Raw genomic sequence first — 25,077 nt, 5'->3', positions numbered from 1 at the left:
CGAACGGACCTACTTTGGGGGATGCTGGTGATGGTCTGTGGTGGCGTACTGCGCCCTGACTATCACTGGCTTCGGCGACAGCAGCCGCGAGCCCTATTCAGGCTTGCCCGAATTCATCTGGATGCCGAAGGGTTCGAAGAGGTGGACGAGCATTGCTCGTCTTCTTCCCACATATCAGAGGCGTCCTGGAGATACGCCACGACCCGCCTCACGTGGATCATCATTCGAAAAGGGGGAAGGCTTCGGGACATCACAGTAGGGGATTGCCTAGAACTCTATGAACTGTTGCGCAGATCTGAGGCGCGCACCGCCGGCAGGACGCTGTTCTACGAGATCTTGAGGGACCTGGGGGTGTTTCCAGAAGGTGCACCCCACACACTCTTCTACTTCCGCACTCGAGGTCAGCTGACCGTCCCGGAGCTGGTAGATCAGTACGAGATCGCGTGCCGTCCCATTCGAGACCTCTTTGTCGACTACCTCAGCGAGCGGCAGGCAGCCCTGGATTACGCCTCCCTCAAGTCTCTTGCTAGGACACTGTGCAGCTCCTTCTGGAAGGACATCGAGGCACACCATCCAGGAATCGATTCCCTTGCTCTGTCTGCGGAGCATGCCACGGCGTGGAAGCAACGTATACAGCGCATCTGGGACAAGGATGGGCGCCCCATACGCGACCGCGTAGCAACTGATGAAGTATTGCTACCGGTCCGAGCCTTCTACCTGGACCTGGCGCAGTGGGCTGCTGAAGATCCGGCTCGCTGGGCGCTGTGGGTAACCCCGTCGCCCGTCCGTGAAAGCGATCTCGCTGGCTACGGCAAGCGCCGCAAGGCACGCAAGGCCAGAATGGATCAACGAACGAGGGAGCGACTTCCCGTCTTGCCTTCACTGGTATCCGCGGCTGAGCGCAGGAGGAAGGAAGCCCAGGAACAACTCCGACTTGCTCGCGAAGGAGGTGAAGGCACCCTTGTGTCAATCGACGGAGAGATTCTCCGTGTCCTGGGCGTGAAGAAGAAATCCAGCGGGCACGTGTTCGCCGTGTCGGAAATCTCAGGCCGCCGCCGCGATCTCACGATTGCTGAAGAGCGTGCGTTCTTTGCATGGGCTGCCATCGAGGTACTTCGCCATACGGGAATCCGTTTCGAAGAGCTGACGGAGCTAACCCATCACAGCTTCGTCTCATACCGCCTTCCCGCGACGGGTGAGGTCGTTCCACTTCTCCAGGTTGCGCCGTCGAAGACCGACATGGAGCGGCTCCTCTTGGTCTCTCCTGAACTCGGCGAAGTACTAGCCGAGCTGATCTTCCGTGTCCGGGAAGGCCGCGAGGCCCTGCCTCTGGTTTCCGCCTTCGACATCCATGAGGAGACTTGGAGTTCCCCCATGCCAATCCTCTTCCAATGGCGGCGAGGGTCACAGAGCAAGGCGATAAGCAGGAGTGCGCTCAGGGAACTTGTGAATGACGTTCTCCGGGTGAGCGGTCTCACCGATGCTCAGGGAAGGCCGCTCACCTTCACGCCGCACGACTTCAGACGGCTCTTCGTCACGGATGCGATCCTTAATGGACTCCCACCCCACATTGCTCAAGTGGTGTGCGGCCATCAGGACATAGGAACGACCATGGGCTACAAGGCTATTTACCCGGAAGAGGCGATTGAAGCTCATCGTGCCTTCATCGCGCGGCGTCGTGCCACCCGCCCGGGCGATGAGTACCGGACCCTCACAGACGGCGAATGGGAGGAGTTCCTTGGGCACTTCGAGAGGCGCAAGGTATCCGTCGGGAACTGCGCCCGCGCGTTCGGAACCCCTTGTATCCATGAGCACGCCTGTGTGAGGTGCCCAATGCTCCAGCCGGACATCAAGCAGCGGGCAAGGCTGGTCGAAATCCGCCACAATCTGCTTGCGCGTATCGAAGAAGCCGAACGCGAAGGATGGCTTGGCGAGGTGGAAGGACTACACGTCAGCCTTTCGGGGGCAACGGAAAAGATCGAGCAGCTGGACGCATCCGCAGTGCGACAAAGCTCCATTGACCTCGGGATGCCTGGTTTTCGCGAAGTGACTGGGCGGGGGAGCTCATAATCTAGCTCGCCGTCACCGTTCGAACCCCAAAGGCGACCAGCACGGCTCCTGCCAGACGACTCACCCCGCGCCGGAATCGAGGTGTGTCGATTGCCGTGCGTGCGGCGGCGACCACGGATGTCCAGAACAGCAGCCACACCAGCACGACGGTTACATGTGCGATCGCAAGCGTGGCGATCTGTGGCGCGATGGGGCGACTGGAGGTCAGGAACTGTGGTACTAGGGTGAGATAGACCGACGCAGCTTTCGGATTGAGGACGTTGGACCACAGCCCCTGACCGAAGCCCCCGAGTTGAGCCCACGGCAGGCGCCATCGTCTGCGTGTCGCGGGTTCGACGCCTCGACGCACGGAACGCCACGTGGTCACGCCCAACCAGATGAGATAGATGCCCCCAGAAGCTTCACCACCGTCAGCGCCCGAGCCGACGACATGACGAGGGCAGACAGGCCGACCGCGGCAAACGTGGCGTGGGCCAAGAGCCCGCACGCCGAGCCAAATGCGGCGCGCATACCGTCGGACCGCGACCCCGCGATCACCTGCTGCGTGACCAGCGTGAAACTAGTGCCGGGAATCAATGTCAGGGGTGTGACTGCGGCCACGAAGCCGAGTACCAGATGCCACTGCACGCAACGACTCTACGCAACCGGCGTGCGCCAAACCAGCCCGGAGATCATTTATGGGGAAACCCTCAGCTATTCATCTTTGGGGTCCCTCCATCTGAATCTTGTAGAGCTCTGCAAACATGCCGCCAGCCTGCATCAACTCTTCGTGAGTTCCGTCCTCTACGATCTTCCCTTTGTCCATCACGATGATCCGGTCAGCGATCCGCGTACTTGCCATGCGATGCGTAATGAACACAGTGATCCGCCCCATGTGAGGGCGCGCGGGTTGCGCCGAGTCGGCCTCCGCGTCTCGTTGCTCAGGTAGTTCAGAGAAACGGGCCGTCTTCTTCAGCTCGGTGAAGATCTGGTGCTCACCGCGGGCGTCCATCTCGGAGGTTGGCTCGTCCAGCACTAGAACTGAGGGCTGGCGGTAGAACGCCCGGGCGCAGGCGATGCGCTGCCACTGGCCGCCGGAGAGGCTGACACCGCCCCACAGTTCCCGGGCCAGCAACATGTCCAGCCCCTCAGGCAGTTCCTCGACGGTCTCGCGCATGCCGACCCGCTCGATGGCCTCCCATACACGATGGTCGTCCCAAGTGAGGGGTTGGCCGAGGGTGACGTTCTCGCGGCAGGCGAGCGGCCAGTGCGCGAAGGTCTGCGGCACCAGCGCGGTCTGCGCCCACACTGTGTCCGGATCCGCCGTGGCTAGGTCCACGTTGTCCCAGGCAACGGTGCCCTTGTCCGCCGTGTACAGCCCCGTCAGCAGCCGCACCAGCGTGGACTTGCCGGAGCCGTTTTCTCCGACGATCGCGACGACCTCGCCGCGTCGCAGCGTCAGCGATAAGTCGTCGATGGCCGGCGCGGTCTTGTTCGGGTAGGAGTAGGTGACCTTCTCCAGCCGGATCGTCTCCGGGCACGCCGGCGCCTGAACAGTGCCACGGTGCAGTGCGAGGTTCCCGGCGGTGTCCACGAAGCGCCGCCAGTCCCCGATGAACAGCGTGGACTGGAACAACGACGCCAGGTAGTGGACGATGTTGGTCAAGTTCCCCAGCGCCGTACGGACCGCCACCACGGCGGTGGCGGAGACGGCGAGGGTGACCTGCCCGGAGACCGTCAGCCACACCAGCGTCCCCCACGCCCCCGCCAGGCACACCCCGCCGGCCGCGGCGGCGGACAGGTTGATCCGCATCTGCTGTCCGGCCGCGCTCACCATGGCGGCGTCGATCCGCTTCGAGACCGTGCCGTACCAGAACAGCAGGAAGCCGCGCATGCTGTTGGCCCGCACCTCGTCCGCCAGCAGCGAGGTGGTGACGTGCCAGCGCATCATCGCCTTCACGTTGCGGTTCGACAGGTGGGCGTGGTGCGTCGTGTGCTCGACACGGGCCTCGGCGACCGCCCCGACGCCGGAGGGCACGACGGCCAGGACGAGTACGACGAACATCAGCGGATGCAGAGCGGTGACGACTCCGAAGGCGGCCACGAGCCGGATGAGCGCGGCCATGAAGGACTGGGCGTCGTAGAGCATGCGCTCGCAGCGCATCACGCCCATCTCGGCGGCCTCGTGCTCGTCGGAGAACTTCGCCCGGCTGAACGCGGCCAGCTCGACCGACACCATCGCCTGGACGAGGGTGATGTCGGCGGCGGTCATCAGGCGTGGCTTGAGTCGGTTGACCGACCACGACGCCAGCCCGGAGGCCACCCGGCCGACGCCCGCGGCCAACGCGATCACCACCAGCGCCGGCGCGGCCTCGCGGATACGGTCCGGGACCAGGCCACCGCCGAGGATCGGAGTCATCGCCCGCGCCGTGGCCGCCAGCACCACCGCCGCCGCGAGACCGGAGGCGATCTGGCAACCGAGGAGGACAAGGACGTCCCGCCGGTCGATCGCCCACGCCATCCGCGTGATCTGCGCCAGCAGCGCCGGGATCTTGCGGCACAGCTTCCAGAACGACGTGTCCGCGAACGCCGATCTGGTGTTCACGTGATGCGACTGGATCTCTTTCGGCTCCGGCATCGGAGGCCGCCCCGTGGTCGGGGCCTGTTTACTGCCTGACGGGCTCTCCACCTGCTTGTTCTCCCTCCCCTGAAGGTTCGTGCAAAGCGCCACTGGAAGGCGGCCGTTGGCCCACCGACTCCTCATCCCCACCGTCGTGTGGCGCTGCCGGTCAGGGAATCGGGTCTCGCCGACTACGGCGCCTGCCTGTTCGAGCGATTGAGGTGCATGCGGATCTCCTGAAGGCCACGGGCCATGTCCTGACGCGACTCGGACAGGTTGATGCGCAGGTGCTGTCCGGGCATCAGGTGCTTCCAGGCGTCAGTGGTACCGCCGTGAACGACGGTGGGGTTCAGCCTGAGCCCGTCCAGTGCGCACTGTCGGACCCAGCCGAGAAAGTCTGCTCGCGGAACGGCGAGTTCAGGGAAGGCTGAGTAGCCGCATGTGGGAGCGAGGGCCGCGGGAAGGGACAGGATGTCGGCGTCCTGAGCGAGCCGGTGGAAGTTGGCCTGGTAGTGCTCGGTCATCTGTGCCATGTGATCAAGCAGGCGGCGAACGGCGGACACGGGAGGCAGGGGTGGCAGCCCGTGCCGGGCGGCGGTGTCCTCGGCCGCAGCGTGGACCTTGTCCAGGTGATCCTCTGGTGCTTCGAGGGCTGTGAGCAGCGCTGCGTAAAGGGTCATCAGCAGACTTCCCAAGGGGCTGGTGACGGGCGCGCGGTCGAAGGCGTCGCGGCCGATGTGGGCGCGCAATTCGGCGTTGCGGCTGATGACGGCGGCGGCCCGGATGCCCGGGAGGGCGAGATCCTTTGAGGCGGTCATGATGATCGCACTGTGCTCAAGGTCGAGCGCGCGGGCTTTGGCCCGCAGGGCGGAGGTGGGGCTGGGGCCAGTGCCGAAGTGGCCGACCTGGATGACGGCGTCGAGGAGGACGAAGTCGTAGTCCGGTCCTTCGGGGGTGGTGTAGATGGTGCCGGTGACGCCATTGGGCAGGACATCGACCAGTGCAGTGTGCGGGGTGTCTGCATGGCCTGTGAGGTGAAGGGTTCCGTCGTGGCGGTAGTAGCCGGTGACGGGGGCTTGCCAGCGGGCCGCGCAGTGGTCGAAGGCGTAGTAGTTCGGCAGGGGCAGAGTGAGGCCGTGCCCGGTGGAGGCCAGGTGGGCGGTGATCAGGTTGATGGCCTCGGTGCCGCCCCGGACAAAGCGGATGTCGTCGGCGTCCAGGTGCAGGCCCAGGTGGTCGCCGACCAGCTCGGCGAACGCTGCGCGGGCGCCGCCTTTGAAGGGGTCGATGTAGACGGACAGGCTGCCGTCCTCGACGAGGCGCCGCAGGGATTCGGCAAGGTGGATGCCCACGAGGGGCGAGGGAGGGAAGCGGTTGCAGCCCTCCCCGACTTCGAACGCGTCCCTTGGGGTGTCGGTCCGCAGGGCGTTGAACGCGGTGATGCACTCGGCTTGAGGCTGAGGGGCATGAAGCACGGCGGGGCTCCGGGGCACCAGGGCCGGGGCGCTGCCGGGTGCCCGCCTCGCGGACGGGCAGAGCTTAGCCGATCCGGGTCGCCCTGGCGGCGGTCCCGGCATTGAGTGGGGCAACTTCCCACGTTCGTGGGATTGTTGGCCGGGAGTTCGATTCGTGAGCGGGATGGAGGATGAGGCGCGCTGCCTCATCGAGGTCGGGGATATGGCCGGGCTCGTCGCGACGGACCCAGATCGCGTGAAGGCCGGCGGCCCGGGCTCCGGCAACATCTGCCTGGGGATTGTCGCCGATCATGTACACGCACGGGGCCGGTGCGGCAGCGGCGCGGGCGAGTTCGAACGCTTGTGGGTGAGGTTTTTCGAATCCAGTACATGCGGAGTTGACGACCGCCTGCACGTACGGCGTCAGGCGCAGTGCGTCCAGGATGGAGGGGAGCTCCGGAACGTGGTTGGAGAGGATGACGTGCCCCCAGCCGTTGGCGGTGAGCAGACGAAGGACCGCGGTGGTTTGCGGGTACAGGCTCCACGCCGCGGGATCGCTGTAGGTGCTCCGAGCTTGACCGGCTATGGACTGCGCGGTGCGGAGCGGGGCTCCGAGGCCGGTCAACGCGCGGGTGATGACGCCGGTGATGTGGTTCCACCAGCGGTCGGGGTCAGCGAGGTGCGGGTGCGGCCGGAGGTGGTCGTGCCACGGGAATCCGCTCGTCAGAGCGGTGTAGAGCTGGTCGCGGGTGAAGGGACGCCCAGGCTGCTGGTGGTCAAGGATCTCCAGCAGGCACTCGGCCCAGGTACCGTGGCGCCGGTGGCCGAGGGTGCCGTCGAAGTCCCACACGACCATGCGCTGGCGGGTCACCACAGATCCAGGGTTTCGAGCAGATGGGCGGCGCGGGGCATCGCGTCCGTCGCCTGACCGGTGAGCAGGTCATCGGGAAGTTCGACTTTGCAGTCCAGGCGAATCATCTCGCGCCAGCGCAACGCCTGTTCCCATTGCTCGCCCCACGACGGGCGAATGAGCGACTGCGGGATCTGCTCAAGGTGGCCGCCGTGGGCCAGGAGACGCGCGGCGGTCATGGGCCCGATGCCACGGATGCCGGCGATGTTGTCGGACGGGTCTCCGGTCAGTGCCCGATAGTCGGGCCACTGGTCGGCGCTGACGTGGAAGCGGGCCCGCACCGCTGCGCCGTCGATGCTGCGGCGGTTCTCGGCGAGCATCGTGTTGAGGACGCGGACTCGAGGGTCGGCGAGCATCTGGTAGAAGTCCTTGTCGACGCTCATGATGTCCACGGCGCGGTCCTGGCCGCGGGCGAGAGTGGTCAGGGTGGCGATCACGTCGTCGCCTTCGCAGCCGTCCTGCTCGATCCAGCGGACCGATGCCAGGTCGAGGACTCGCTTGATGTCCGCCAAGGACTCGAACAGGCAGGGTTCCGGCGCCGCCCGGTTCGCTTTGTAGGCGTCGTCCTCGCCGGCCCGAGCGGCGGCACCGTTCTCCGCGTCGAAGACGACGAAGACCTCGTGTCCGTCGGCGTGGGCAAGATGCGCCTTGCGCAGGAGGGCGGCGAAGCCGAAGACGCCCGTCAGGTCCCGGGGGTACTGCGGGCCTGGATGCGGGCGGGGAAGCCGTACCACGCCCGGTAGAGCAGGTTATGGCCGTCCACGAGCAGCAGCGGGGCGGGCGTGGTCACGGTGCGGCCTCCATGGTGCCGGTGGTGATGGCGGGTGCCTGTGACCGCGGCGGGCGGGTATCCGGTGCCGGATGGCCGGTGAGTGTATCGGCCGGCGCCGGTGGGGTGCGCCAGAAGCGCTTCAGCAGCGCGGCGAGGTGCTGGGCGGCATCCCGCTCGGAACGGACCCGTTCGACGGCGGCTGTCCGCATGCGGTCGCGTTCCCCTTCGGTCAGGGCGAGCGCCTGCTCGATCCCCCTGGCCAGTGCACCGTGGGTTCCTGGCAGGTACAGCAGGCCGTTGTGCTGGTGGGTGATCTGTTCGGGGAAGCCGTCCTGGGCGGGGGCGAGGACGACGGCGCCCTGGTGCTCGGCCCACAGGGCGGTTTCGAAGACAATGTTGGCCAGGGTCTCGCCGCGGCTGGGGCAGGCCATGACGCGGGTGGCTGGCAGGGCGGCCAGGGCGCGGGGCAGGTCCCGATGGAAGGCGCCGACCCAGGTCGAGCGTAGCCCGAGTTCGGCGCACCGGTCCCGGTAGATGTCGAGGAGGCCGGCGCGTTCGTCGTCGGTACGGACCGCGATGGCCGCGAGGTGGACGCGTTCGCGCAAGGGGGCGAGGGCCTCGATGAGCTGGTCGAGGCCCTTGGTGCGGTCGGTGCGTCCGACCGCGGCCACGATCGGGCGGTCGGTGGGGATGCCAAAGCGGCGGACGGTCGTCTCGGCGACGGCGGCGTTCATGGGGGCGAGGTCTGCGGCGGCCAGGTGCAGACCGGAAGGCCAGGACACGATGCGGGTCGCGTCGAGTCCGTACTCGTCGCGCAGGTGGCTGGTCAGGTAGGTGCCGATGCCGGCCACCCAGGTGGTTCGGCTGCGGTTGACCGCCGCGATGGCCTTGTGCTCCCAGGCCACGTGGGTCGGGTCAGGTGACGGGCGTTCGGTGATCTTCGCGGTGCTGAACAGGGCGAGCAGCACGTCGACGTCATCGTCCGAGAGCGCGCGGGCGAGTCCGGCGAAGGGCGTGTCTACAGCGATGGCCAGCACGTGGTGGTGTTCAGCCGCGAGCGTCCGGGCCGCGTCCGCGGCGCCGGAGGAGAGCTGCTGCCATGTGTCGGGCCGCCACAGGGACCGTTCGGTGTTGTACGGCAGGGTAAGGATGCGACCTCCGAGTTCTCCGACGACGTTGCGGGCGTAGGTGAGGTCGTCCGGGTTGAAGCCCCAAGTGGCTGGTCCGGGCTGGGGAACAGCGAGGTACGGGGTGAAGGGGCCTCCGGCTGCGTCGGCGAGGCGGCGGTAGTGGTGTTCGAGGGTGGCCAGCAGGGTCTTGGTCTGTCGGCCGATGCCGTTGGTGCAGTTGGTGATGCCGTTGACGGCGCAGTACAGCAGCGCGGGGGTGCTGGGCACGGGGCGGCTCCTGGTGGTCAGCCGGCGGCGTAGAGGTCTTCGGGGTTGGGGCGCCAGATCTTCGACTTCGCGGGCGCGGGGCTCATGCCGTGAGCGGCGAGGGCGTCGACGATGCGTTGCCAGGCGGTCTCGACTTCGGCGTGCGTGGCGCAGAAGGCGGTGTAGTTGTCCGTCAGCCGCACCACCTCCAGGTCCGCCAGGGCGTGGTCGGCGGGGGCCATGCGCAGGTTGGTGAGCATCGGGGTCAGGCCACTGCCGGGGGCGAGCGGGTTGGGCAAGGCGGTGAGGATGCGGCGCAGCAGCGCGAGGAGGGTGCCGTCGTGGATGAAGCGGGCCACGGAGGTGACGGCCTGTTCCAGCGTGACGCCGCGGGTGGCGGCAGCGACGTCGATGTCGGCCACCCAGACGCGCCCGGCGGCCAGGTGGCCGGCGGCCGCGGCGATGGCCAGCGGTCGTCCGGCCCGTCGACGCCAGCCGAACATCCACGGGGGTAGGCGTCGCGTTCGAGGACCGGCTCGACCGCGTTGCGCACCGCGCGGTGAACGACACGGTCGCCGACGGTGGGGATGCTCAGTTGGTACTCCTTCCCCCACGCCTCGAAACTCGCTGTGCGCACCGGGGCGGGGCGCCAGGTTCCGTCGCGCAGGCAGTGGGAGAGGGCATCCAGGCGGGCGGGGAGGTCCTGGCGGAACTCCTTCCAGGTCATGCCGTCGACGCCGGGGGCACCGGTGCGGTCCATGCACTGGCGGGCGGCCCGTTTCAGGCTGCTGACCTCGGTGACCTGCCGCATGAGCGAGTGCGCGGCGATCGTGCCCGTCACGGCTTTTCCCCGAGCGTGGCGGTCAGGAAGGTCTCGGCGACGGCGCGGGGTGCCAACGGGGCGACCTGAGTGGGGCCGAGCTGCGCGGCGGCGTGGTATGCCTCCCGATCGTCCAGAAGTTCCGCAAGGGTGCGCCAGATGTGCTTCGGGCCGTCGGTCAAGTCGACCATCCGCCCGCCCTGCCCGACTAGGTCGGGCAGGTGACCGAGCCGGTAGCCGACGACGGGGGTGCCGACGGACAGGGCCTCGGCGGCGACATTGCCGAAGGTCTCGGGGCTGGTGGAGCCGACCAGCGTGGCCGCGGCCCTGGCCAGGAAGGGCTGCACCTGCTGCCAGGGCAGTGCCGGGAGGAGCTCCACCTCCGGCAATCCGGCGGCCAGTTCGCGGCACTGCTCGATGGTCTGGTTCTGCATGCCGGGCCAGTATTCGAATCCGGCGGCGGCCAGCACGATCTGCACCGGCCGGCCGAGCCGGTCGGGGAAGGCGGCCAGCAGTTCGGCGGTGCCCTTTTGTGGCTCGGCGCGGGCCACGATCCGTACCGGGCCCGAGTGGCGGAGCTGTTCCCGCTCGGCCGGGCCGGACGGAAGGGTCTGGTGCAGGAGGGCGTTGGGCACGGTGTGCCAGGAGCTGGTGTCCAGCCCGGTGTCGGCCATCTCGCGGATCATGAAGTCGCCGGTGGTGATGACGGCCCGGGGGCGGTGCGCGAGGCTCTGGTGCATCGCTTTATCGGCCCGGGGCACATGCACCATCAGCGCGGTGCGCACGCCGACCGGGGCGGGGTTGAGGTAGCCGAGGCCCCACACGGCATCGGCCCAGCAGACCAGGTCGACGCGGTGCGTGGTCAGAAGGTGCCGCACTTCGCGCTCGACCGGCGTCGGGTCGGCGAGCAGGGCGAGGAGGTCTTCCTCCCGGGCGGGCCGGGGCAGGGTCAGAGTGGACAGTCGCAGCAGGCTGCTGTCGTCCATGGGATTGGCGGGTCCGGCCGCGATGATCAGCGGGTGGTGGCCGGCTTCGCGTAGGCCCTCGGCGAGGGAGGCGATGCTGCGCTCGATCCCGGCCGGTTCGTCGGGGTTGTGGGTCAGCAGGACGAAGGCGATGTTCACCGGGGCTCTCCGTTCGGGGTCGTGCCGTGGCTGGCAGTGGGTGAGGGATCGCGGACGATGCGGATACCGATGCCGTGGGACCGCAGGTCGGGCGGCACGTCGTTGGCGTGGGTGCAGGCCGCGTAATGGGCGAGGGAGTGGTACGAGCCGCCGCGCAGCAGGGCGACGCCGTCGCGGCGTCCGGGGGCGGTCGTCCATTCCCAGACGTTGCCGGCCACGTCCCACAGACCGTGCGGGGTGCGCCCGGCCGGGTGCCGGTGGACCCCGGTGCAACACCCGGGGCCCAGGCTCCGCAGGTTGGCGTGCTCGACGCTGGGGCTCTCGTCGCCCCAGGGGTAGCGGCGTTGTCCGCCGGAGGCCATCCACTCCCACTCGGCCGTCGTCGGCACTCGGCCCCCCAGCGCCGCGGCGAGTGCCACCGCCTCGTGGAGCGACAACCCGGTCAGGGGAAGGCCGCGGCCAGCCAGGGGGGTCGCGGACCACCACAAGTCCGGTACCTCCTGGGGGCGGTGCCATTCCCCTTCGGGAAGATGGCCCCCATTCACGCGAATCCACTGCACGGAGTCCGCCTGGGCGGCTACCGTGGAGATGCTCCAGGCAGCAGGTACGTTCCTCGACGCCTTGGATCGCTCGCTTCCCAACACGCGCGGGCGCGGCGTCGGCGAAAGACGGCCCTGTCTGGGCGCCGTGGTCGTCACCGGCGCCCTCCCGGGCGGGAGAGAGCCAGCAGACGGTCTCCGAGTCCCGGTCCGCTGAAGCAACCGCGGAAGCTGTAGCTGACGGTGCGGGCTTGCTGCTCGCGCACGCCGCGCATGCTCATGCACAGGTGTTCGCCGTCGGCCACCACGCCCACGTCCTCGACCCCGGTTGCCTTGGCCACTTCTTCAGCGACCGCGTCGACGAGCCGTTCCTGGACCTGAAGGCGGTGCGCGTGCACGGAGACGATGCGCGCGAACTTCGACAGACCCAGAACCTGCGCGCCGGGGTGATAGCCGACCGTCACCACCAGGTGCATCGGGAGCAGGTGGTGCTCGCACAGGCTCCACGCGTGCAATCCGCCTACGACCACCATCTGATCTGCCCCTGCTGCGAGTTGCTGCGGGAAGACGGTGTCGGTTCGTCCCGGGTCGTGGTCCAGGAATTCGGCCCACCAAGCGGCCACCCGCTCGGGCGTCCCGACGAGCCCTTCGCGCTGTGGGTCCTCGCCCAGCTCCACCAGGAGTTCCCGGTACAGCTCGGCGACGCGCGCCGTGTTCACGCGCCGGGGCTGGGGCAGCAGGACCTTGGAATTCGTCATGGGACCAGGGCCTTCCTCTCGGTCCGCGCGCCGGCGCGGAGTACGTCCAGGGCGGCGGGGCCTTCGTGGAGCAGCAGGTCAAGGACGCTCAGAGCCGGTGTCCACTCCTGGCTGGCCGCGCCGTAGGGCGAGGGGGTGTAGGAGGCGATCTCCAGGTCGATGTCGTGGGCGCGCAGCAGCTCAAGATCCAGGTAGGCCGGCGCTCCTACTCCGAGTCGCAGGATGCGGCGGCCGGTTCGCTCGCACAGGTTCACGAGCATGTCCGTGCGCGTACCGGTGGGCTGGAGGCTGCTGGAGTACACCAGGCTCACCCGTAGCCCGAGGGCATCCAGCAGGAACTGGATCAGGGCCACGTCCAGTGACGCCAGGTGTTCCCAGGGTTTCTGGTAGAGCGAGGCGAGCTGGTCCTGGTAGGCCGGCCAGTACGGGGCGCGGGCGTAGGTGTAGGACAGGGTGCGCCAGTGCCGGCGAGCCCATGCCGGGTCGGCCAGACGCACCTCGTTGATGGGCTGGCCGAAGCGGTGGCGTGTGGGAACCGTCAGCCACACCGGGCCGTGGCCGCCTGTGCCACGGACGCGGTTTCGGTTCTGCCATCCGCGGGTGAACTGGACGTGGTCGAGGAGCAGGAGTTCGTCGACGTCCAGCAGTCGGGAGAAGTAGCCCGGCCACGGCAGGTAGGCGGGCTGGTGCGGCACGAGCACAGCGGATTCGTTCATCACCAGGCCATCCGGTAGACGGAGAAGGCTTCCGCGCGCTCGGTGCCGAGGGCCGCGGCCCGGGCGGCGTCGATGGCCCAGATCCGTTCCGCGCTGCGAGGGTGCGCGGCATCGCGCATCTCCCGGCGGTAGCAGCCCAGGGCCTTGTCCTTGGCGGGGGCGCTGTCGGTGATGTCCACGAGGATCGGCCGGTGCTCGGGGCTGGTGCCCCAGGTGTAGTCCTCGGGGCCTTCGAAGCCGAGGACGATGTCCGGGCTGTGGCGGGTCGTGCCGCTGGGACGGGCTGCCGCGTAGCAGGCGCGGTGGACCAGGCGGTGCTCCTGGTGGACGGCGCCGGTGCCGGGCATGAGCAGAGCGGTTGGCCGCAGCGCGTTGAGCGAAAGGTCGGGGCCGTCCTCGATCAGCCGGATGAGTTCGGTCAGGTGGGCTTCGAGGTGACGGGCACGCTCGTCCTCTGCCCAGGCGATTCCCCGGCCGGCCACACCGAGCGCGTCGCAGGCCGCTTCGAATTCCTCCCGGCGCTGTTCGGTGCTGGCGGGCTGCCCCCAGCGGGGAAGGGCGTAGCAGGTCACAGCGAGGACGTGAACTTCGATGCCTTCGGCGGTGAGGCGGGCGATGGTGCCGCCGGCCCCCAGGGTTTCGTCGTCGGGATGGGGCGCCACGACCAGAACGCGGTCGCCGGGTTTCAGGCCAAGGGTCATGGCCTGCCTCCTCTTGTATCTCCGTGGAAGGGTGACGGGTGGGCGCAGGGCGCCGACTGGGGCCCTTAGCGCGGGCTGGGCGGGAAGTTGTTCTCGCGGCGTTGGAGCACGGTCAGGGCGGGAAGCGGTTCGGTCACGAGACCGGAGCCGTCCTCCCAGGGGAAGCGCACCCAGTCGGCGACGTCCCATGCCCAGGTGTCCGGGGTGAGATCGGTTCCCTGATTGCGGCACAGGACAGCCGTCCGCAGGATGGTCGGCTGGAGCCGATCGATGAGCCAGTCGGTGACGGCGCGCAGGGTGGCGCCCGAGCCGGCGATGTCGTCGACCAGCAGCAGTCGGCTTCCGTTCTCGACGCGGGACAGCGACGGTTGGTCACCGTCGAGGTGCACTCGGCCAGTGGCCGGCAGTACGGACGTATCGCTCGTGTTGTGCCGGGCTGTCACGACCACGGCGTCCACGCCCAGGTGCTCGGCGACCGTTTCGGCGAGGCGGGTGCCTCCCCGGGCGATGCCGATCACGGTCTGGGGGCGGTGCGGCTCTTCCGCCTCGGCGATCAGGTGGGCGGCGTGGAGGAAGGACTCGTCGGACAGCCGCCAGATCCTGCGGCGTTCGAAAACCCTCTCGGCAGAGGTCATGGCCAGCTCCAGGAATCGAGGATGCGGTGGGCCTCGGCGAAGTGGGCGACGGGATTGTTGATCGCGTGGACGACGGGTGTCCCGGGCAGGCCCATGACGTCCAGGTAGCGCTGTTCCAGCAGCACCAACGCCTCCCGGGTCGGGTACGCCTTCAGGTGCCGGGCCAGCGCACGGCGCACCGGGGCACGCAGGGCGCTGGCCCGTCCGAGCGTCATCGGCTGCTCGTAGGTGGAGACCAGCTCGTCAGCTCGGATCAGCCCGTACCGGGCGGAGAAGATCAGCACGCGCTGACGCTCCGAGACGGCGGGCCCGATGCGGTTCCTCAGCAGCGGGATGCACCAGCCCTGGTACAGGTCGAAGGCGGGCACCGGCCGGGAGGTGACGATCTTGCGGCGTGAGCATCCCACGATCACCAGCCCGCCCACGGGCCGCTCAGCGGCCACGTTCATCACCCCACATCAGCACGTGTAGGCGGGTGGCGAGCCGGTAGCCGCGCACGGCCACCCCGGGGACCAGGGCGCGCATGCCTTCGATAACGGCGTCGGCGGTCGTGCCCTCCGGCATCACCCAGACCGGGTTCAGGCCGTACCGAGCTACCAAGTCATCGATTTCGTCGAGATCGCCGACTTCACAGGCGACGAACTTGAACGTCCGGCGCGGTGCTGCCGCGAACGCCTCCAGCGCCCGCGAGCGAATCCGCTTCGCCAGGGGCATGCCGCTGTTGGCCAGCTTCGGCGAGACGTTGAAGTGGGCGCCGGCCTCGATCAGGGCCTTCGACGGCACGTAGGTACCGTTGGTCTCGATCTCCACCTGCTTGCCGCTGTCGGTCAGCGCCTGAACAAGGGGAAGCATGGCGTGCTGCTGCATGAGCGGCTCCCCACCGGAGATCACCATCAGTTCCTCCGGCCGGGGCAACGCCCAGGCCAGCAGGTCGGCCACGGCCGCCCGGTGGGATTCACGGGCGAGGTCGAAGCGGCTGGTGTCCCAGGTATAGGGGGTGTCGCACCACGGCAGACAGGTCAGGTTGCAACGGCTGAGCCGGATGAACGCCGCCGGCACCCCCGTACTCGGTCCCTCGCCCTGCACCGTCTCGGCGAACATCTCCGCGACCCACAGGCCCCGCTCGGTCGCCGCGGCGTGGGGCGCGGTCATCGTGGACCGGCCGTGAACTCGGCCCAGCTTGAGGTGGTCTCCGAGACCCTGATGCCCGGCAGCGGCGGGCTGCCGGCGGCCAGGGCCTGCTCGAAGAGGTGCTGGGCGAGCAGCTCGGAGGTGGGCTCGACCGGGAGCACGTCGTTCAGGACGCATCCGGCCAGCACCGAGGTGGTGTAGGTGCGGACCTGTGGCGGCAGGATGCTCCCGGGCGTCGGGCTGACCAGGTACGAGTGCCCGTGCATGCGGCCGCACGGGTGTCCCTCGGGCAGCCCGCCCAGATGATGCGAGGCACTGAAGCCCACGGACGTCACCGCGTCGGCCAGCGGGCGGCCCGTGCGGATCACCACCGCTTCAAGCCGGTCGGCGGCATGCGGCGGCAGGTACTCGTGGCACCAGGCGTGCAGGTGGCTGGCGATTCGCTCATTCGTGGGCGGCATCCCGATGATGTCGTCGAGAAGCCGGTGGTCGAGGTTGGCGTCGATGTACTGCCGCACCGGCGCAAGGTCGCCGAAGTCGGCGACGAAGCCGGGACCTATCAGTTCGTCGGCACCCAGCACGACCTCGGCGCTGAAGGAGTGCCCGTCGAGAGCCTTGTGGCCGGGGACGCTGCGGGTGGCCTCGAAGCGGAAGGTTTTGCCGATCCTGTAGCGGACCTGCTGGCCATGGCTGGTCATCGGGTCACCTCGTGCGGCTCGCTGTACTCGGTGGGGTCCGTGATGGCCGCCACGGCGAATGCCTCCCGGCGCTCGGAGCAGGTGCCGCAGCTCCCGCAGTGGACCGCGCCGCCCTTGTAGCACGACCAGGTCAGGCCAAAGGGCACGTTCAGCCCGGCCGCGGTGCGCACGATGTCCGCCTTGCTGGCGTCCAGGAACGGCGCCAGCAGCTCGAAGCCGTCGGCGAGGAGGTCCTCGTTCGCGGCACGGATCGTCTTGGACATCTGCGTGAAGAACTCCGGTCGGCAGTCGGGGTAGACCGTGTGGTCCCCGGCGTGCGCGCCGAAGGCCACCGCGTCAGCCTTCGCCGCGACCGCCGCCCCGACGGCCACGGACAGCAGGATCATGTTCCGGTTCGGCACGACTGTGATCCGCATGGACTCGTCGCTGTAGTGGCCGTCGGGCACCGCGATCGAGCTGTCGGTCAGCGCGGAACCCCCCAGCAAGCGGCCCACGCCGGTCAGGTCGACGATCTCGTGGGCGGCGCCGAGCTGCTCGGCGATCCGGGCCGCGGACGCGAGCTCCTTGCGGTGCCGCTGGCCGTAGTCGAAGGACAGCAGGCTCACCTGGCTTCCCCGGGAGGCCAGCAGGTAGGCCACCGTCGTGCTGTCCAGGCCGCCAGAGGCGATCACGACGGCGTGTTGCGGCGTGCGCTCAGTCATCCCGTTACCTCATTCGTCGAGTCGTTCCTCCCGGCCCGCGAGCCGGGAACGTGGTTGATCCGGGCCGATGCATGCACCCGGCGTGGCGGTTCTGTCGTTGGAGTCTGCGCAGGGCATCCGCTCACGGCCACACGAAGCCGGAGCCCTTCAAGTGGCTTGCGACATCGGCAAGTTCTCTGCGTGCGCCCTCCCGGAGCCCGGAAAGCGCGACTACCGTGAACAGGTCCTCGGGCGAGGAGAGACGATGGTCTTCCATGCGGACCAGGTGCAGCACCGAGCACGAAGCGCTGATCTTGGGGTCCTCATACGTGCCGGCCGAAACGGTCGTCGGCCGCGCATGACCCAGGCCCAGCTCGGAGCGCTCGTCGGTTACTCCGAATCGTGGATTAGTCGCGTCGAGAAGGGGGAGGTTGTGCCCCAGCCGAGCACCCTCGTACGGATCGCAGAGGTGCTGGGAATTCCACCCGATGACCTGATCAATGCGGCTCACCCGCCGGAGCGAGAGCGGGTACGTGATACGGAAACACTCGCATTCGTGGCCCCGGCGACGGTTACGGTGACCACAGGGGACGTCGAGGGCCAGCAGGAGGACGCAGTGCGGCGCAGGGGTTTTCTCAACGGGGCAGTCGGGATCGGGGCCGCTGTGGTCACCGGCACCCCCGCCGCTGCGGCCGACCGGCCGGCGGCCGATCCTGGCGCATGGCTGGAGAAGGCGCTGTTCGCGCCGCCCCCCACCGGCCCCGTGCCTCTCGACCGGTTGGAACGAGCACTGCGGCAGGCACGTGAGGGCTTCCGGCGGGCCCGCTACGACATCCTCGGCGCCGAACTGCCGGCGCTCCTCGCCGCTGCCGACGCCACCCGGCAGGAGTTGGTCGGCCACGCCAGAGAGCAAGCCTGCGCACTGGCGGCCTACAGCTACAGCCTCGCGGGCGAGCTGGCCGTCAAGCAGCGCTCTGAGGTGGTCTGGGTCGCCTCCGACCGTGCCCTCGCCGCCGCCCGCGCCTGCGGACAGCCCGCGCCGTTGGGCGAGGCGACCCGCATGCTGTCGGTCGCCATGCGGCACGCCGGGCGCCACCGCCAGGCCGTGGATCTGCTCATGCAGACCGGCCGGCAGTTGGCCGACGACCCCACCCCGCAGGCCCGCGCCGTCCATGCCGCGATGTTGCTGACCTGCGCCTACACCGCCGCCCATTACGGCGACCGCGCCGCCGCACTCGACATGGTGGACGAAGCCCAGGACATCGGCGCGCGCATCCACTACGGACCCGGACTGAAGAAGGTCACTATCCAGGCCACTCGTGAGCAGTGCGAGACCTTTCGCCTGGGCGTCTTCAACAAACTCGGTGTCCCCGACGAGGGCGTTGCCGTTGTCCGCCGCGTCAACCCCCGCGAGTTCCCAACTGCCGAGCGCAGAGCCCGCTTCCACACGGACGCGGCCCGCATGTGGCATCAGCTCGGCAACCACGAACGCACCTTCGCTTCGCTTCGTGCGATCGAGCGCGAGGCACCCGAAGAGGTCCGACGGCCGTCGGTGAAAGCCCTCACCGCGGACCTGCTGTACTCCTCGACGAACCTGCCGGGGATGCGGGAGTTCGCGGCACGCACGGGTGTCCACGGCTAATCACCTCTCGGCGGTCATCGGCTGGTCAGGCTCGTTGAAGGGTTCGTCGGCTGGCCTTGGTGTGCTCGACCCCATCCCCACGCGTGGGGCCGAGCGGTCCGCCGCTGGCTGGGCAATCCGGCCGTGATGGTTACCGGTGCCCCGGGAAACCCCCGACCAGCGGCGGACGGTTGGCCCACTCTGATCACCGAAAGAGGAGACCGCCCAGCCTGTGGCGGTGCTTCCTGTGTTTCAGATGACCAGAGCGGGAGTTCATGGACTGTTCGTGTTGCGTAGGCGGGGTTTCAGGAGGCGCCGGGATGTCCATAGGCCATGCGGCGAGGACGTATCTGCCCGTGTGGTCGGCTGCGGCCAGAACGAACTGCCCTCCGCCGCGCAGTTGGTCGTACGCAACCTGGCGAGTCTGATCGCCGTTTGCCCAACCGCGTAATTCCGCGGGAACGTCCCCCACTTGGGCGGCGGTTGCGTATTCGAGCGGGCGAAGGGAACCGCACAGTGGTGACGTGGCATCCGGTAGGGGATCGAGTCCGTCGGCGATACGCAGCGCCTGGTAGCGAAGCCACCGCAGCGCCCGGCCGACGAACGGGGTCTGGAAGGTCCCCAGGATCACCCGCGCCCTCTCGCTCTTGCCGTAGACCGGTCCTTCCGCGATCACCTCACACCAGTACCCGCGCGTGGTGGCCGCCGGGCCGCTCATGCAGGATCAGCTCGATGCCTGATCGGCCGGCGCGAGTGCTCATCGAGCGTGTGTCGGCGTTCGGTGCCCTCGTTGCCGGGTTCGGCGAGGGCCAGGCCGAGGAGTATGCGGCAGGTACGTGCGAGTTCCTGGGCGTAGACGGCGCGGGTGACGGCGACGGTGCCGGGTACGGGACGGGCGGCGAGCTTGTTGCGTACCTCGTTCGTGATCGCGGTGATGAGGTCGCCCTGCCCGTGTGCGGACCAGTCCTTCGCCTCAACGACGGGGACCAGGCGCTCGGTGTGCCAGCACAGGGCGGCGATGAGGTTGTCCACGGTGTCAGCGAGTGGCAAGCGGTCCAGCGCCCGGCGGATCACGGCCTGGAGCGTCGCCTCGTCGAAGGCGCGGTCGTGAACGGGCGCGGTCATCGCAGACCCTCGGCGTGGACGAGGTCGAGGTAAACGTCGCAGGCTTCCCCGGACCAGTTCGCCGGGTCGCCGTGCGCTGCCACGAATGCCGCCCCCGGGCAGTCCCCGGGAAGGTGTACGAGTGGCTTCACGGAGGCGTGCAGGCGCTGCTGCAACGTCAGCCTGGGGGCGGGCCCGGGCATGCCGGTACCAGGGGACAGGGGCATGGGGGTCTCCAGCACGAGCGGTGTGGATGATGAGGGCGGGCCGCTGCTACTCGTCGGGGGGACGACGGCCCGTCGCGCACTGATCACCGGATGAGCGCGAACCGTGGCGCGCATCACCTTGGCTCCGGCAGGATGCCCCTTCAAAACCGAGGTTCGCAACCTGGCTACCTGGATTGGCACATACCGAATTCTCTTTCTATCGACTTGGCCTACCAGGTGCGGGCACAATGCAACCCGCGAGGCCCAAGCGCGCACCCGCGCAAGGTAGTTCACCACCCGTGGAGGACGACGCGTCCATGCCGAATCAACCTGCTCAACCGACCCTCCGGCGGCGGCGCCTCGGCGAAGCGCTCCGGTCGTTCCGCAAGAGTGCCCACATGAGCCTGGATCAAGCTGCAGAGGTCATGGGCTGGGATCGAACCAAGCTGTCCAAGATCGAAAACGCCAAGGCTCACATCAAACCTGTTGAAGCGGCCAAGCTCCTTGGCGTCTACGGCGTGGACGCGCCCGACGTCCTCATGGCCATCGAGGGTCTGGCCAGAGACGCCGGCAAGAGGGGCTGGTGGACTACCTACGGTGATGTTGTCGCCGCCGACTACAAGGACTACCTGTCGCTGGAGTCTGACGCCGACAGCACACGCATCTACTCCCCGAACCTAATCCCGGGCCTGCTCCAGACCGGCACCTACGCCCGGGAGATCATCGCTGCCACCGCCTTCAACCGCGCTCCCGACGAGGTCAACGCGCTCGCGGAGGTTCGCAAGGCGCGTCAAGCCGTGCTCACCGCGCGCCACGGCAGGCAGCCGCTCAGCTTCTGGGCTGTCATTCACGAAGCGGTGTTGCATCAACGTTTCGCGTCGCAGCCAAACCTCATGCGCGACCAGCTCCGCCATCTGCTGGAAATCTCCGATCTGCCCAACGTCACGGTACAGATCATGCCGATGTCGATGCCGCCGAACCCCGGGATGATGGGTCTCTTCGAGGTGGTGAGGTTTCCACACCCCTGGCCCACTGTCATCAACCTCGAAAATCTGCAAGGCGGCTACTTCGTCGAGGGCACGGACGACGTAGAGGTCTTCGAGACGGCTTTCGAGCGCATTCTTGCCACAGCACTTCCCGTGGATGACTCACGGGAAATCATCAAGAAGATCATGGAGAAGGACTAGACATGGATCGCAAGGAAGACCTGTACGCCCTCGACCTGAGCGGCGCTGAATGGCGCAACGCAAGCAACGGCGGCAACCAGTGCGTCGAGATCGCCGACCTTCCTGGTGGAGGCGTCGCTGTCCGCGACTCCAAGAACCCTGACCGCACCGATCTGCGGTATACCGCGGAGGAATGGGCCGCGTTCCGCTCCGGCATGCTCAACGGCACGCTGTAGGAACTCGGTAACCGTCATCGCGCGCTGAGCTCTCCCCTCCTCAGGGGATTTGAGGAGGGGAGAGCTCTTGTGTCCGGACCAGGGCAGTGTAGGCACGTGGTCTCCCGTAAGGGCAGTACGCCACCACGATCCCGCGCATGCCGATCTTTCACCGTTCGATACCCGACGACGCCCGCCACAAGCCCCTGTCCCGGTGCTGCCGCCCCGTGGGTGAAGTTCCTGGGGCTTCCTGAGCACACTCCGAGTCCGAGATCCCCAGCGGCAACCTCGGTCGTCGACGGGCCGGTGTAACAGATCAGGGCCGCTCGACGTTCCGCGTTATGAAGGGGTTGGCGTTTGTGTCAACCCCACCAGACACGGCGCGGAGGAATGGGTGACGACGGCTACTGCTCCCCTCTCACCGGCAGCGGGCAGAGCGTTCTGGCAGGAGCCGCTGTTCCCGTCGAAGCCCGCCCTGGCCCCACAGGCGCCGGTGGCCAAGGTGGAGACGAAGGCGGCGTCACCCGCGCCCTCCGAACCGCCCCAGGATCTTTCGCACACCTGGGTCGTCGCTGCTGAGATCCAGGTCGAAGCACGCGTCGCGAGCATCGCCGACTTCCGCGGCAGCTTCAAGACGACCGCCGGACAACGCGTGGACGCCTTGGAGGTGTACTGCAGGGGCTGCCGACGTCCGTACGACGAGGTGAGGGGCGAGGACTGTGCAGAGAAGGTGGACAACCGACACTTGATCGGCGGCGACCAGTCGACAAGGAAGAAACGCAAGATCCCGCTGCCTCCGAAGGGTGCCAAGATCATCGTCGGTGAGACGGTCCAGCGCCGCGGTATCCATGCCTACATGGCCGGGGTCAGCCGGCCCCGCTGAGCGCTGTCGGAGTCCCCCGAGCGAGCACGAGACAGTAACGTCGTCCTGCCTCCATTGTCCGGGCCGTGAGTACACCGCCTGAGACACCCTCGCCGCGTAGCCTCGTCCGCGAAACCGCAGGGCTGCTCCTCATTGCCGCCGGCGTCCTCGTCGCGCTCGTGGCTCTGCGTGCCGTGCACCCGGTGCTGAGCAGCAGCGTGGCGGCCGTCGGGACCTTCGCGGCCTTCCGCTTCCTGGCACCGCCGAGAACCAGGGTCTCGCGCGCCGTCGCATGGACGATCAGCAGCATCGTGGCCGCAGCCGCTGTCGGTTGCACCTTCATGTACTTCCCGCTGCTGGGCTCGATCGAGGTCGGCGTGGGCGTCAGCGCGGTAGGCGTGTGGTTGGCCAGTGAGGGGGCCTGATGGCGCCGCGCCAGTTCCTGCCCGGCCTCCGCCGCCTCCTCGTCCCCCGCCTGCCGGTTCCCCTGGAGGAGAAGTCAGCCGGCCCGGTCGGCAATTCCTACGTCTCCATGACCTACGCGGGCACCACGACCGTATGGGGTACCGAGAACCGTGCCGCGGGCTGGGACCTCGACCGCGTCATCCAGGAGGGCTACGAGAGGTCGATCTGGACCTTCAAGTCCGTCGAAGCGATCTCCAAGCACCCCAGCGCGCTCAACGTGGAGATCGGACGTGGCGGCGACGAACGACAGTTCGCTGAGACGCTCGATGACCACCCGCTCCTGCACGTCCTGAATGTGCAGGCCAACCCGCTGGAGCGCGGCACCGTTTTCAAGAAGCGACTCTCCGCGCAGCTCCTTCTGTCCAAGAAGGGCGCCTTCGTCGAGGTCACGCGCAGCCGTGGAGGCACTGTCACCCGCCTCGACCTGCTGCCGCCCACCCGGGTCGAGCCGATTCCCGACCCCCACGGCGACTACGTTTCTCACTACGAGTTCACGACGTACGACGGCCGGGTCCGGGAGCTGGACCCCAGCCGCGTCGTCTGGCTCCGCGATCCTCACCCGACCGACCCTTTCTGCGGTGTCACACCCCTGGAGGCCGCGGGCCTGTCCGTCGACCTGGACGTGAAAGCCCGGACCTACAACATCAGCTTCATCGACAACGACGCGCGCCCGTCGGGAATCGTCGGCATCGACGTGGACGGCCTGGACCAGCGCGAGATCGACCGCATCCAACAACGGCTCGCCCCTGGCGCCCACCACGCGGGTGAAACCGTCGTCGTCGGCAGCGGGCCGGGCGGCCTCAACTACGTGGACACCAGCACCCGTCCACGCGACATGAACTACGCGGTGCTCGCCAAGACCGCGAAGGACGAGATCCTGAGCGCGTTCGGCGTGCCGGAGAGCATCGTCGGCAACGCGAGCGAGCGCACGTACGCGAACGCCGACCGCGAGGAGTGGAATTTCTGGCAGCACACCGAGCTCCCTCATCTCGCCCTGCTCGCCTCCGCCTTCGACCTGGACCTCGACGACGGATGGTCGCTGCGCTTCAACACCTCCACCGTCGAAGCGCTGGAGTTCCCCCGCCGCCAGCGCAGGGAGGAGGCCAGACAGGAATGGACCGCCGGCCTGATCACCGTCGATGAATACCGCGAGATCGCCGGGCGCCGGCCCTTCAACGTGCCCCACACGCGCGCCTTGTGGATCAGCCCGCAGAAGGCGCCCGTCCCAGCCAACGAGCAGGACGCAGCCGCCCTCGGCGTCGCCCAGGACCCGCCTGCCGGAGGTACACCCGGCCTCCCCGGCGCCGGCGGCACGCCGCCCCCGATCGCCGCTTCCGGCCCTGTGGGAGGAACAGCGGCCGATACGGTAGCCGAGGCCCGCGGCCACGCGCCGCAGACAACCGCCGCCGCAGACGTGGCAGCCGCCCGCGGCAACGCCGCCAGCGACCCGGCCGCCGACGGCACAGCCGCAATCGCCGTCGCCCAGGCCCGCAACAACGTCCCTCTTACCCTGCCCGGTGACGCCGCCGCCGACGTCACGGCCGCGCGCACCACCACGAAGCCGGAAACCCGCAGGGACGCCGCAGCCGACGTCGACGCCGCGCGGAGCAGCACCGAACGCAAGGCCCTGCCCCAAGACGACCGCGGCTTCGAAGTGACCGACCGCGACTTCGACACGGCCGCCGCCGCCGTCACGGCCGCACTGACCGCCTTGCTCGCCCGACAGGAAGGCGTCATCACCGCCCGCCTGCACGCCCCCAAGTCGCGCAAACACACCCGGTACTGGCTGCCAGACGGCGACACCGACCTACGCCGGGGAGACGCCCCGATCGAGGGAGCACGCGTCGTCGGTGCAGCCCGATGGGAGGAAGAGGCAGTTACCACCCTGGCCCCGATCCTCCAACAGACCGCGACGACCACCGCCTCGGCACTCAGCAGGAGCTTGACCGGCTCGCCTACAGCACCGCCGAACGCGGCCACTGCCGGGCTCGCCACCGCGGCCATGGCCGGGCGCGCCCTCACCTCACTGCTCGCCGACCTGGCCGACGTCCTCGACACAGCACAGCACGAGCCCGTCACCCTTCAAGCCCTCGCCGACACGGTCGCCGCGTTCTACCGTGCCCGGTCCGCGAAGTTCATCTCCCGCCTCGCCGAGTCCTGTGCGGTAGCGACCGTCAACGGCGCAGTCGACGCCGCCGCCGAGACCGTGGGCCCCGCCGTGCTGCGTACCTGGGTCTCCCGCGGCGACCCCCTCGTTCGCCCCGCCCACACGCAACTGAACGGAACCACCCTGCCCGCCGGCACCCCGTACACCATCCAGGGCTCCACCTTGCGCTACCCCGGAGACCCGTTCGCGCCCACCGCCCTCACGGCCAACTGCCGATGCCGCCTCCACTACAGCACCGGCCCAAGCACGGCCGCACCCATCAGCACGCGACGCTAACCGGACGCGGGA

Annotated in this window: 24 protein-coding genes and 2 pseudogenes; 8 read left to right on the top strand and 18 right to left on the bottom strand. The window is 68.4% G+C overall.

The features are described 5' to 3' along the window. Positions 1–21: 21 nt before the first annotated feature. Positions 22–2,070, top strand: a complete 2,049-nt coding sequence (locus tag ACQEVS_RS10005; protein ID WP_433018180.1) for a tyrosine-type recombinase/integrase — start codon at positions 22–24, stop codon at positions 2,068–2,070. A gap of 1 nt (position 2,071) precedes the next feature. Here the strand turns inward: ACQEVS_RS10005 and ACQEVS_RS10000 are convergent. From ACQEVS_RS10000 to queC, 17 genes and pseudogenes are all read right to left on the bottom strand, one after another. Beyond that, positions 2,072–2,607, bottom strand: a pseudogene (locus ACQEVS_RS10000) (LysE family translocator). 160 nt (positions 2,608–2,767) lie between these two features. Continuing rightward, a complete protein-coding gene (locus tag ACQEVS_RS09995) occupies positions 2,768–4,687 on the bottom strand; it encodes an ABC transporter ATP-binding protein (RefSeq protein ID WP_433018178.1) in 1,920 nt (639 codons plus the stop codon). Positions 4,688–4,860: 173 nt separating this feature from the next. Beyond that, a complete protein-coding gene (locus ACQEVS_RS09990; protein ID WP_433018176.1) occupies positions 4,861–6,021 on the bottom strand; it encodes an aminotransferase class I/II-fold pyridoxal phosphate-dependent enzyme in 1,161 nt (386 codons plus the stop codon). A 187-nt stretch (positions 6,022–6,208) separates the two neighbouring features. After that, on the bottom strand, positions 6,209–6,997 hold the full coding sequence (locus tag ACQEVS_RS09985; RefSeq protein ID WP_433018173.1) for an HAD family hydrolase: 789 nt from the start codon (positions 6,995–6,997) through the stop codon (positions 6,209–6,211). Then, positions 6,991–7,719, bottom strand: a complete 729-nt coding sequence (locus ACQEVS_RS09980; RefSeq protein WP_433027410.1) for a 5'-3' exonuclease — start codon at positions 7,717–7,719, stop codon at positions 6,991–6,993. Before ACQEVS_RS09980 ends, ACQEVS_RS09985 begins: the two co-directional genes overlap by 7 nt. 100 nt (positions 7,720–7,819) lie before the next feature. Continuing rightward, positions 7,820–9,202, bottom strand: coding sequence for a glycosyltransferase family 4 protein (locus tag ACQEVS_RS09975; RefSeq protein ID WP_433018170.1), 1,383 nt, complete (start codon positions 9,200–9,202; stop codon positions 7,820–7,822). A gap of 17 nt (positions 9,203–9,219) precedes the next feature. Beyond that, a complete protein-coding gene (locus ACQEVS_RS09970; protein WP_433018167.1) occupies positions 9,220–9,684 on the bottom strand; it encodes a hypothetical protein in 465 nt (154 codons plus the stop codon). Positions 9,685–10,018: 334 nt separating this feature from the next. Beyond that, entirely contained in the window at positions 10,019–11,125 is a 1,107-nt protein-coding gene (locus tag ACQEVS_RS09965) for a glycosyltransferase family 4 protein (RefSeq protein ID WP_433018164.1), read from the bottom strand. Beyond that, positions 11,122–11,670: a formylglycine-generating enzyme family protein gene (locus tag ACQEVS_RS09960; RefSeq protein WP_433018161.1), complete on the bottom strand. Its 549-nt coding sequence runs from the start codon at positions 11,668–11,670 to the stop codon at positions 11,122–11,124. Before ACQEVS_RS09960 ends, ACQEVS_RS09965 begins: the two co-directional genes overlap by 4 nt. Before the next feature lie 149 nt (positions 11,671–11,819). Further along, entirely contained in the window at positions 11,820–12,422 is a 603-nt protein-coding gene (gene folE, locus ACQEVS_RS09955) for a GTP cyclohydrolase I (RefSeq protein ID WP_433018158.1), read from the bottom strand. Further along, positions 12,419–13,138: a WbqC family protein gene (locus ACQEVS_RS09950; RefSeq protein WP_433018155.1), complete on the bottom strand. Its 720-nt coding sequence runs from the start codon at positions 13,136–13,138 to the stop codon at positions 12,419–12,421. The genes folE and ACQEVS_RS09950 overlap by 4 nt, the downstream gene beginning before the upstream one ends. After that, positions 13,138–13,839, bottom strand: coding sequence for a PIG-L deacetylase family protein (locus ACQEVS_RS09945; protein WP_433018152.1), 702 nt, complete (start codon positions 13,837–13,839; stop codon positions 13,138–13,140). The genes ACQEVS_RS09950 and ACQEVS_RS09945 overlap by 1 nt, the downstream gene beginning before the upstream one ends. A 65-nt stretch (positions 13,840–13,904) precedes the next feature. Next, positions 13,905–14,474, bottom strand: coding sequence for a phosphoribosyltransferase (locus tag ACQEVS_RS09940; RefSeq protein WP_433018149.1), 570 nt, complete (start codon positions 14,472–14,474; stop codon positions 13,905–13,907). Then, a complete protein-coding gene (locus ACQEVS_RS09935) occupies positions 14,471–14,923 on the bottom strand; it encodes a DUF6884 domain-containing protein (RefSeq protein WP_433018146.1) in 453 nt (150 codons plus the stop codon). The genes ACQEVS_RS09940 and ACQEVS_RS09935 overlap by 4 nt, the downstream gene beginning before the upstream one ends. Beyond that, positions 14,907–15,626, bottom strand: a complete 720-nt coding sequence (locus ACQEVS_RS09930) for a 7-carboxy-7-deazaguanine synthase QueE (RefSeq protein WP_433018143.1) — start codon at positions 15,624–15,626, stop codon at positions 14,907–14,909. Before ACQEVS_RS09930 ends, ACQEVS_RS09935 begins: the two co-directional genes overlap by 17 nt. Continuing rightward, the gene (locus ACQEVS_RS09925; protein ID WP_433018140.1) at positions 15,623–16,303 is read right to left on the bottom strand and encodes a 6-carboxytetrahydropterin synthase; all 681 of its coding nucleotides are present in this window, start codon (positions 16,301–16,303) and stop codon (positions 15,623–15,625) included. The genes ACQEVS_RS09930 and ACQEVS_RS09925 overlap by 4 nt, the downstream gene beginning before the upstream one ends. Beyond that, positions 16,300–17,004 carry a 7-cyano-7-deazaguanine synthase QueC gene (gene queC / locus ACQEVS_RS09920; protein WP_433018137.1) on the bottom strand — a complete coding sequence of 235 codons (705 nt, stop codon included), beginning with the start codon at positions 17,002–17,004 and terminating at the stop codon, positions 16,300–16,302. Before queC ends, ACQEVS_RS09925 begins: the two co-directional genes overlap by 4 nt. A gap of 67 nt (positions 17,005–17,071) precedes the next feature. On the opposite strand from queC, the pseudogene ACQEVS_RS09915 reads away from it, so the two are divergent. Continuing rightward, positions 17,072–17,419, top strand: a pseudogene (locus ACQEVS_RS09915) (helix-turn-helix domain-containing protein); the annotation flags it as partial. Positions 17,420–17,539: 120 nt separating this feature from the next. After that, a complete protein-coding gene (locus tag ACQEVS_RS09910; RefSeq protein WP_433027407.1) occupies positions 17,540–18,625 on the top strand; it encodes an XRE family transcriptional regulator in 1,086 nt (361 codons plus the stop codon). A gap of 693 nt (positions 18,626–19,318) precedes the next feature. Here the strand turns inward: ACQEVS_RS09910 and ACQEVS_RS09905 are convergent. Further along, a complete protein-coding gene (locus ACQEVS_RS09905) occupies positions 19,319–19,729 on the bottom strand; it encodes a DUF6415 family natural product biosynthesis protein (protein ID WP_433018134.1) in 411 nt (136 codons plus the stop codon). Between the two features lie 484 nt (positions 19,730–20,213). Between ACQEVS_RS09905 and ACQEVS_RS09900 the strand changes: the two genes are divergently transcribed. From ACQEVS_RS09900 to ACQEVS_RS09880, 5 genes are all read left to right on the top strand, one after another. Then, on the top strand, positions 20,214–21,101 hold the full coding sequence (locus ACQEVS_RS09900) for a helix-turn-helix domain-containing protein (protein WP_433018130.1): 888 nt from the start codon (positions 20,214–20,216) through the stop codon (positions 21,099–21,101). A gap of 2 nt (positions 21,102–21,103) precedes the next feature. Beyond that, positions 21,104–21,316: a DUF397 domain-containing protein gene (locus ACQEVS_RS09895; protein ID WP_433018127.1), complete on the top strand. Its 213-nt coding sequence runs from the start codon at positions 21,104–21,106 to the stop codon at positions 21,314–21,316. Positions 21,317–21,689: 373 nt separating this feature from the next. After that, positions 21,690–22,178 (top strand): hypothetical protein, encoded by a 489-nt coding sequence (locus tag ACQEVS_RS09890; protein WP_433018124.1) that lies wholly within the window; start codon positions 21,690–21,692, stop codon positions 22,176–22,178. A 65-nt stretch (positions 22,179–22,243) separates the two neighbouring features. Next, positions 22,244–22,582 carry a hypothetical protein gene (locus ACQEVS_RS09885; RefSeq protein WP_433018121.1) on the top strand — a complete coding sequence of 113 codons (339 nt, stop codon included), beginning with the start codon at positions 22,244–22,246 and terminating at the stop codon, positions 22,580–22,582. Then, complete coding sequence (locus ACQEVS_RS09880) at positions 22,582–25,065, top strand: phage portal protein (RefSeq protein WP_433018118.1); 2,484 nt, start codon at positions 22,582–22,584, stop codon at positions 25,063–25,065. The genes ACQEVS_RS09885 and ACQEVS_RS09880 overlap by 1 nt, the downstream gene beginning before the upstream one ends. The last annotated feature ends 12 nt before the right edge of the window (positions 25,066–25,077 follow it).

Origin of the sequence: Streptomyces sp. CA-181903 (assembly GCF_050937075.1) — a bacterium.
Taxonomy (GTDB): Bacteria; Actinomycetota; Actinomycetes; order Streptomycetales; family Streptomycetaceae; genus Streptomyces.
The sequence above is the reverse complement of the archived record's forward strand: the minus strand, read 5'-3'. Positions and strand labels throughout refer to the sequence as shown.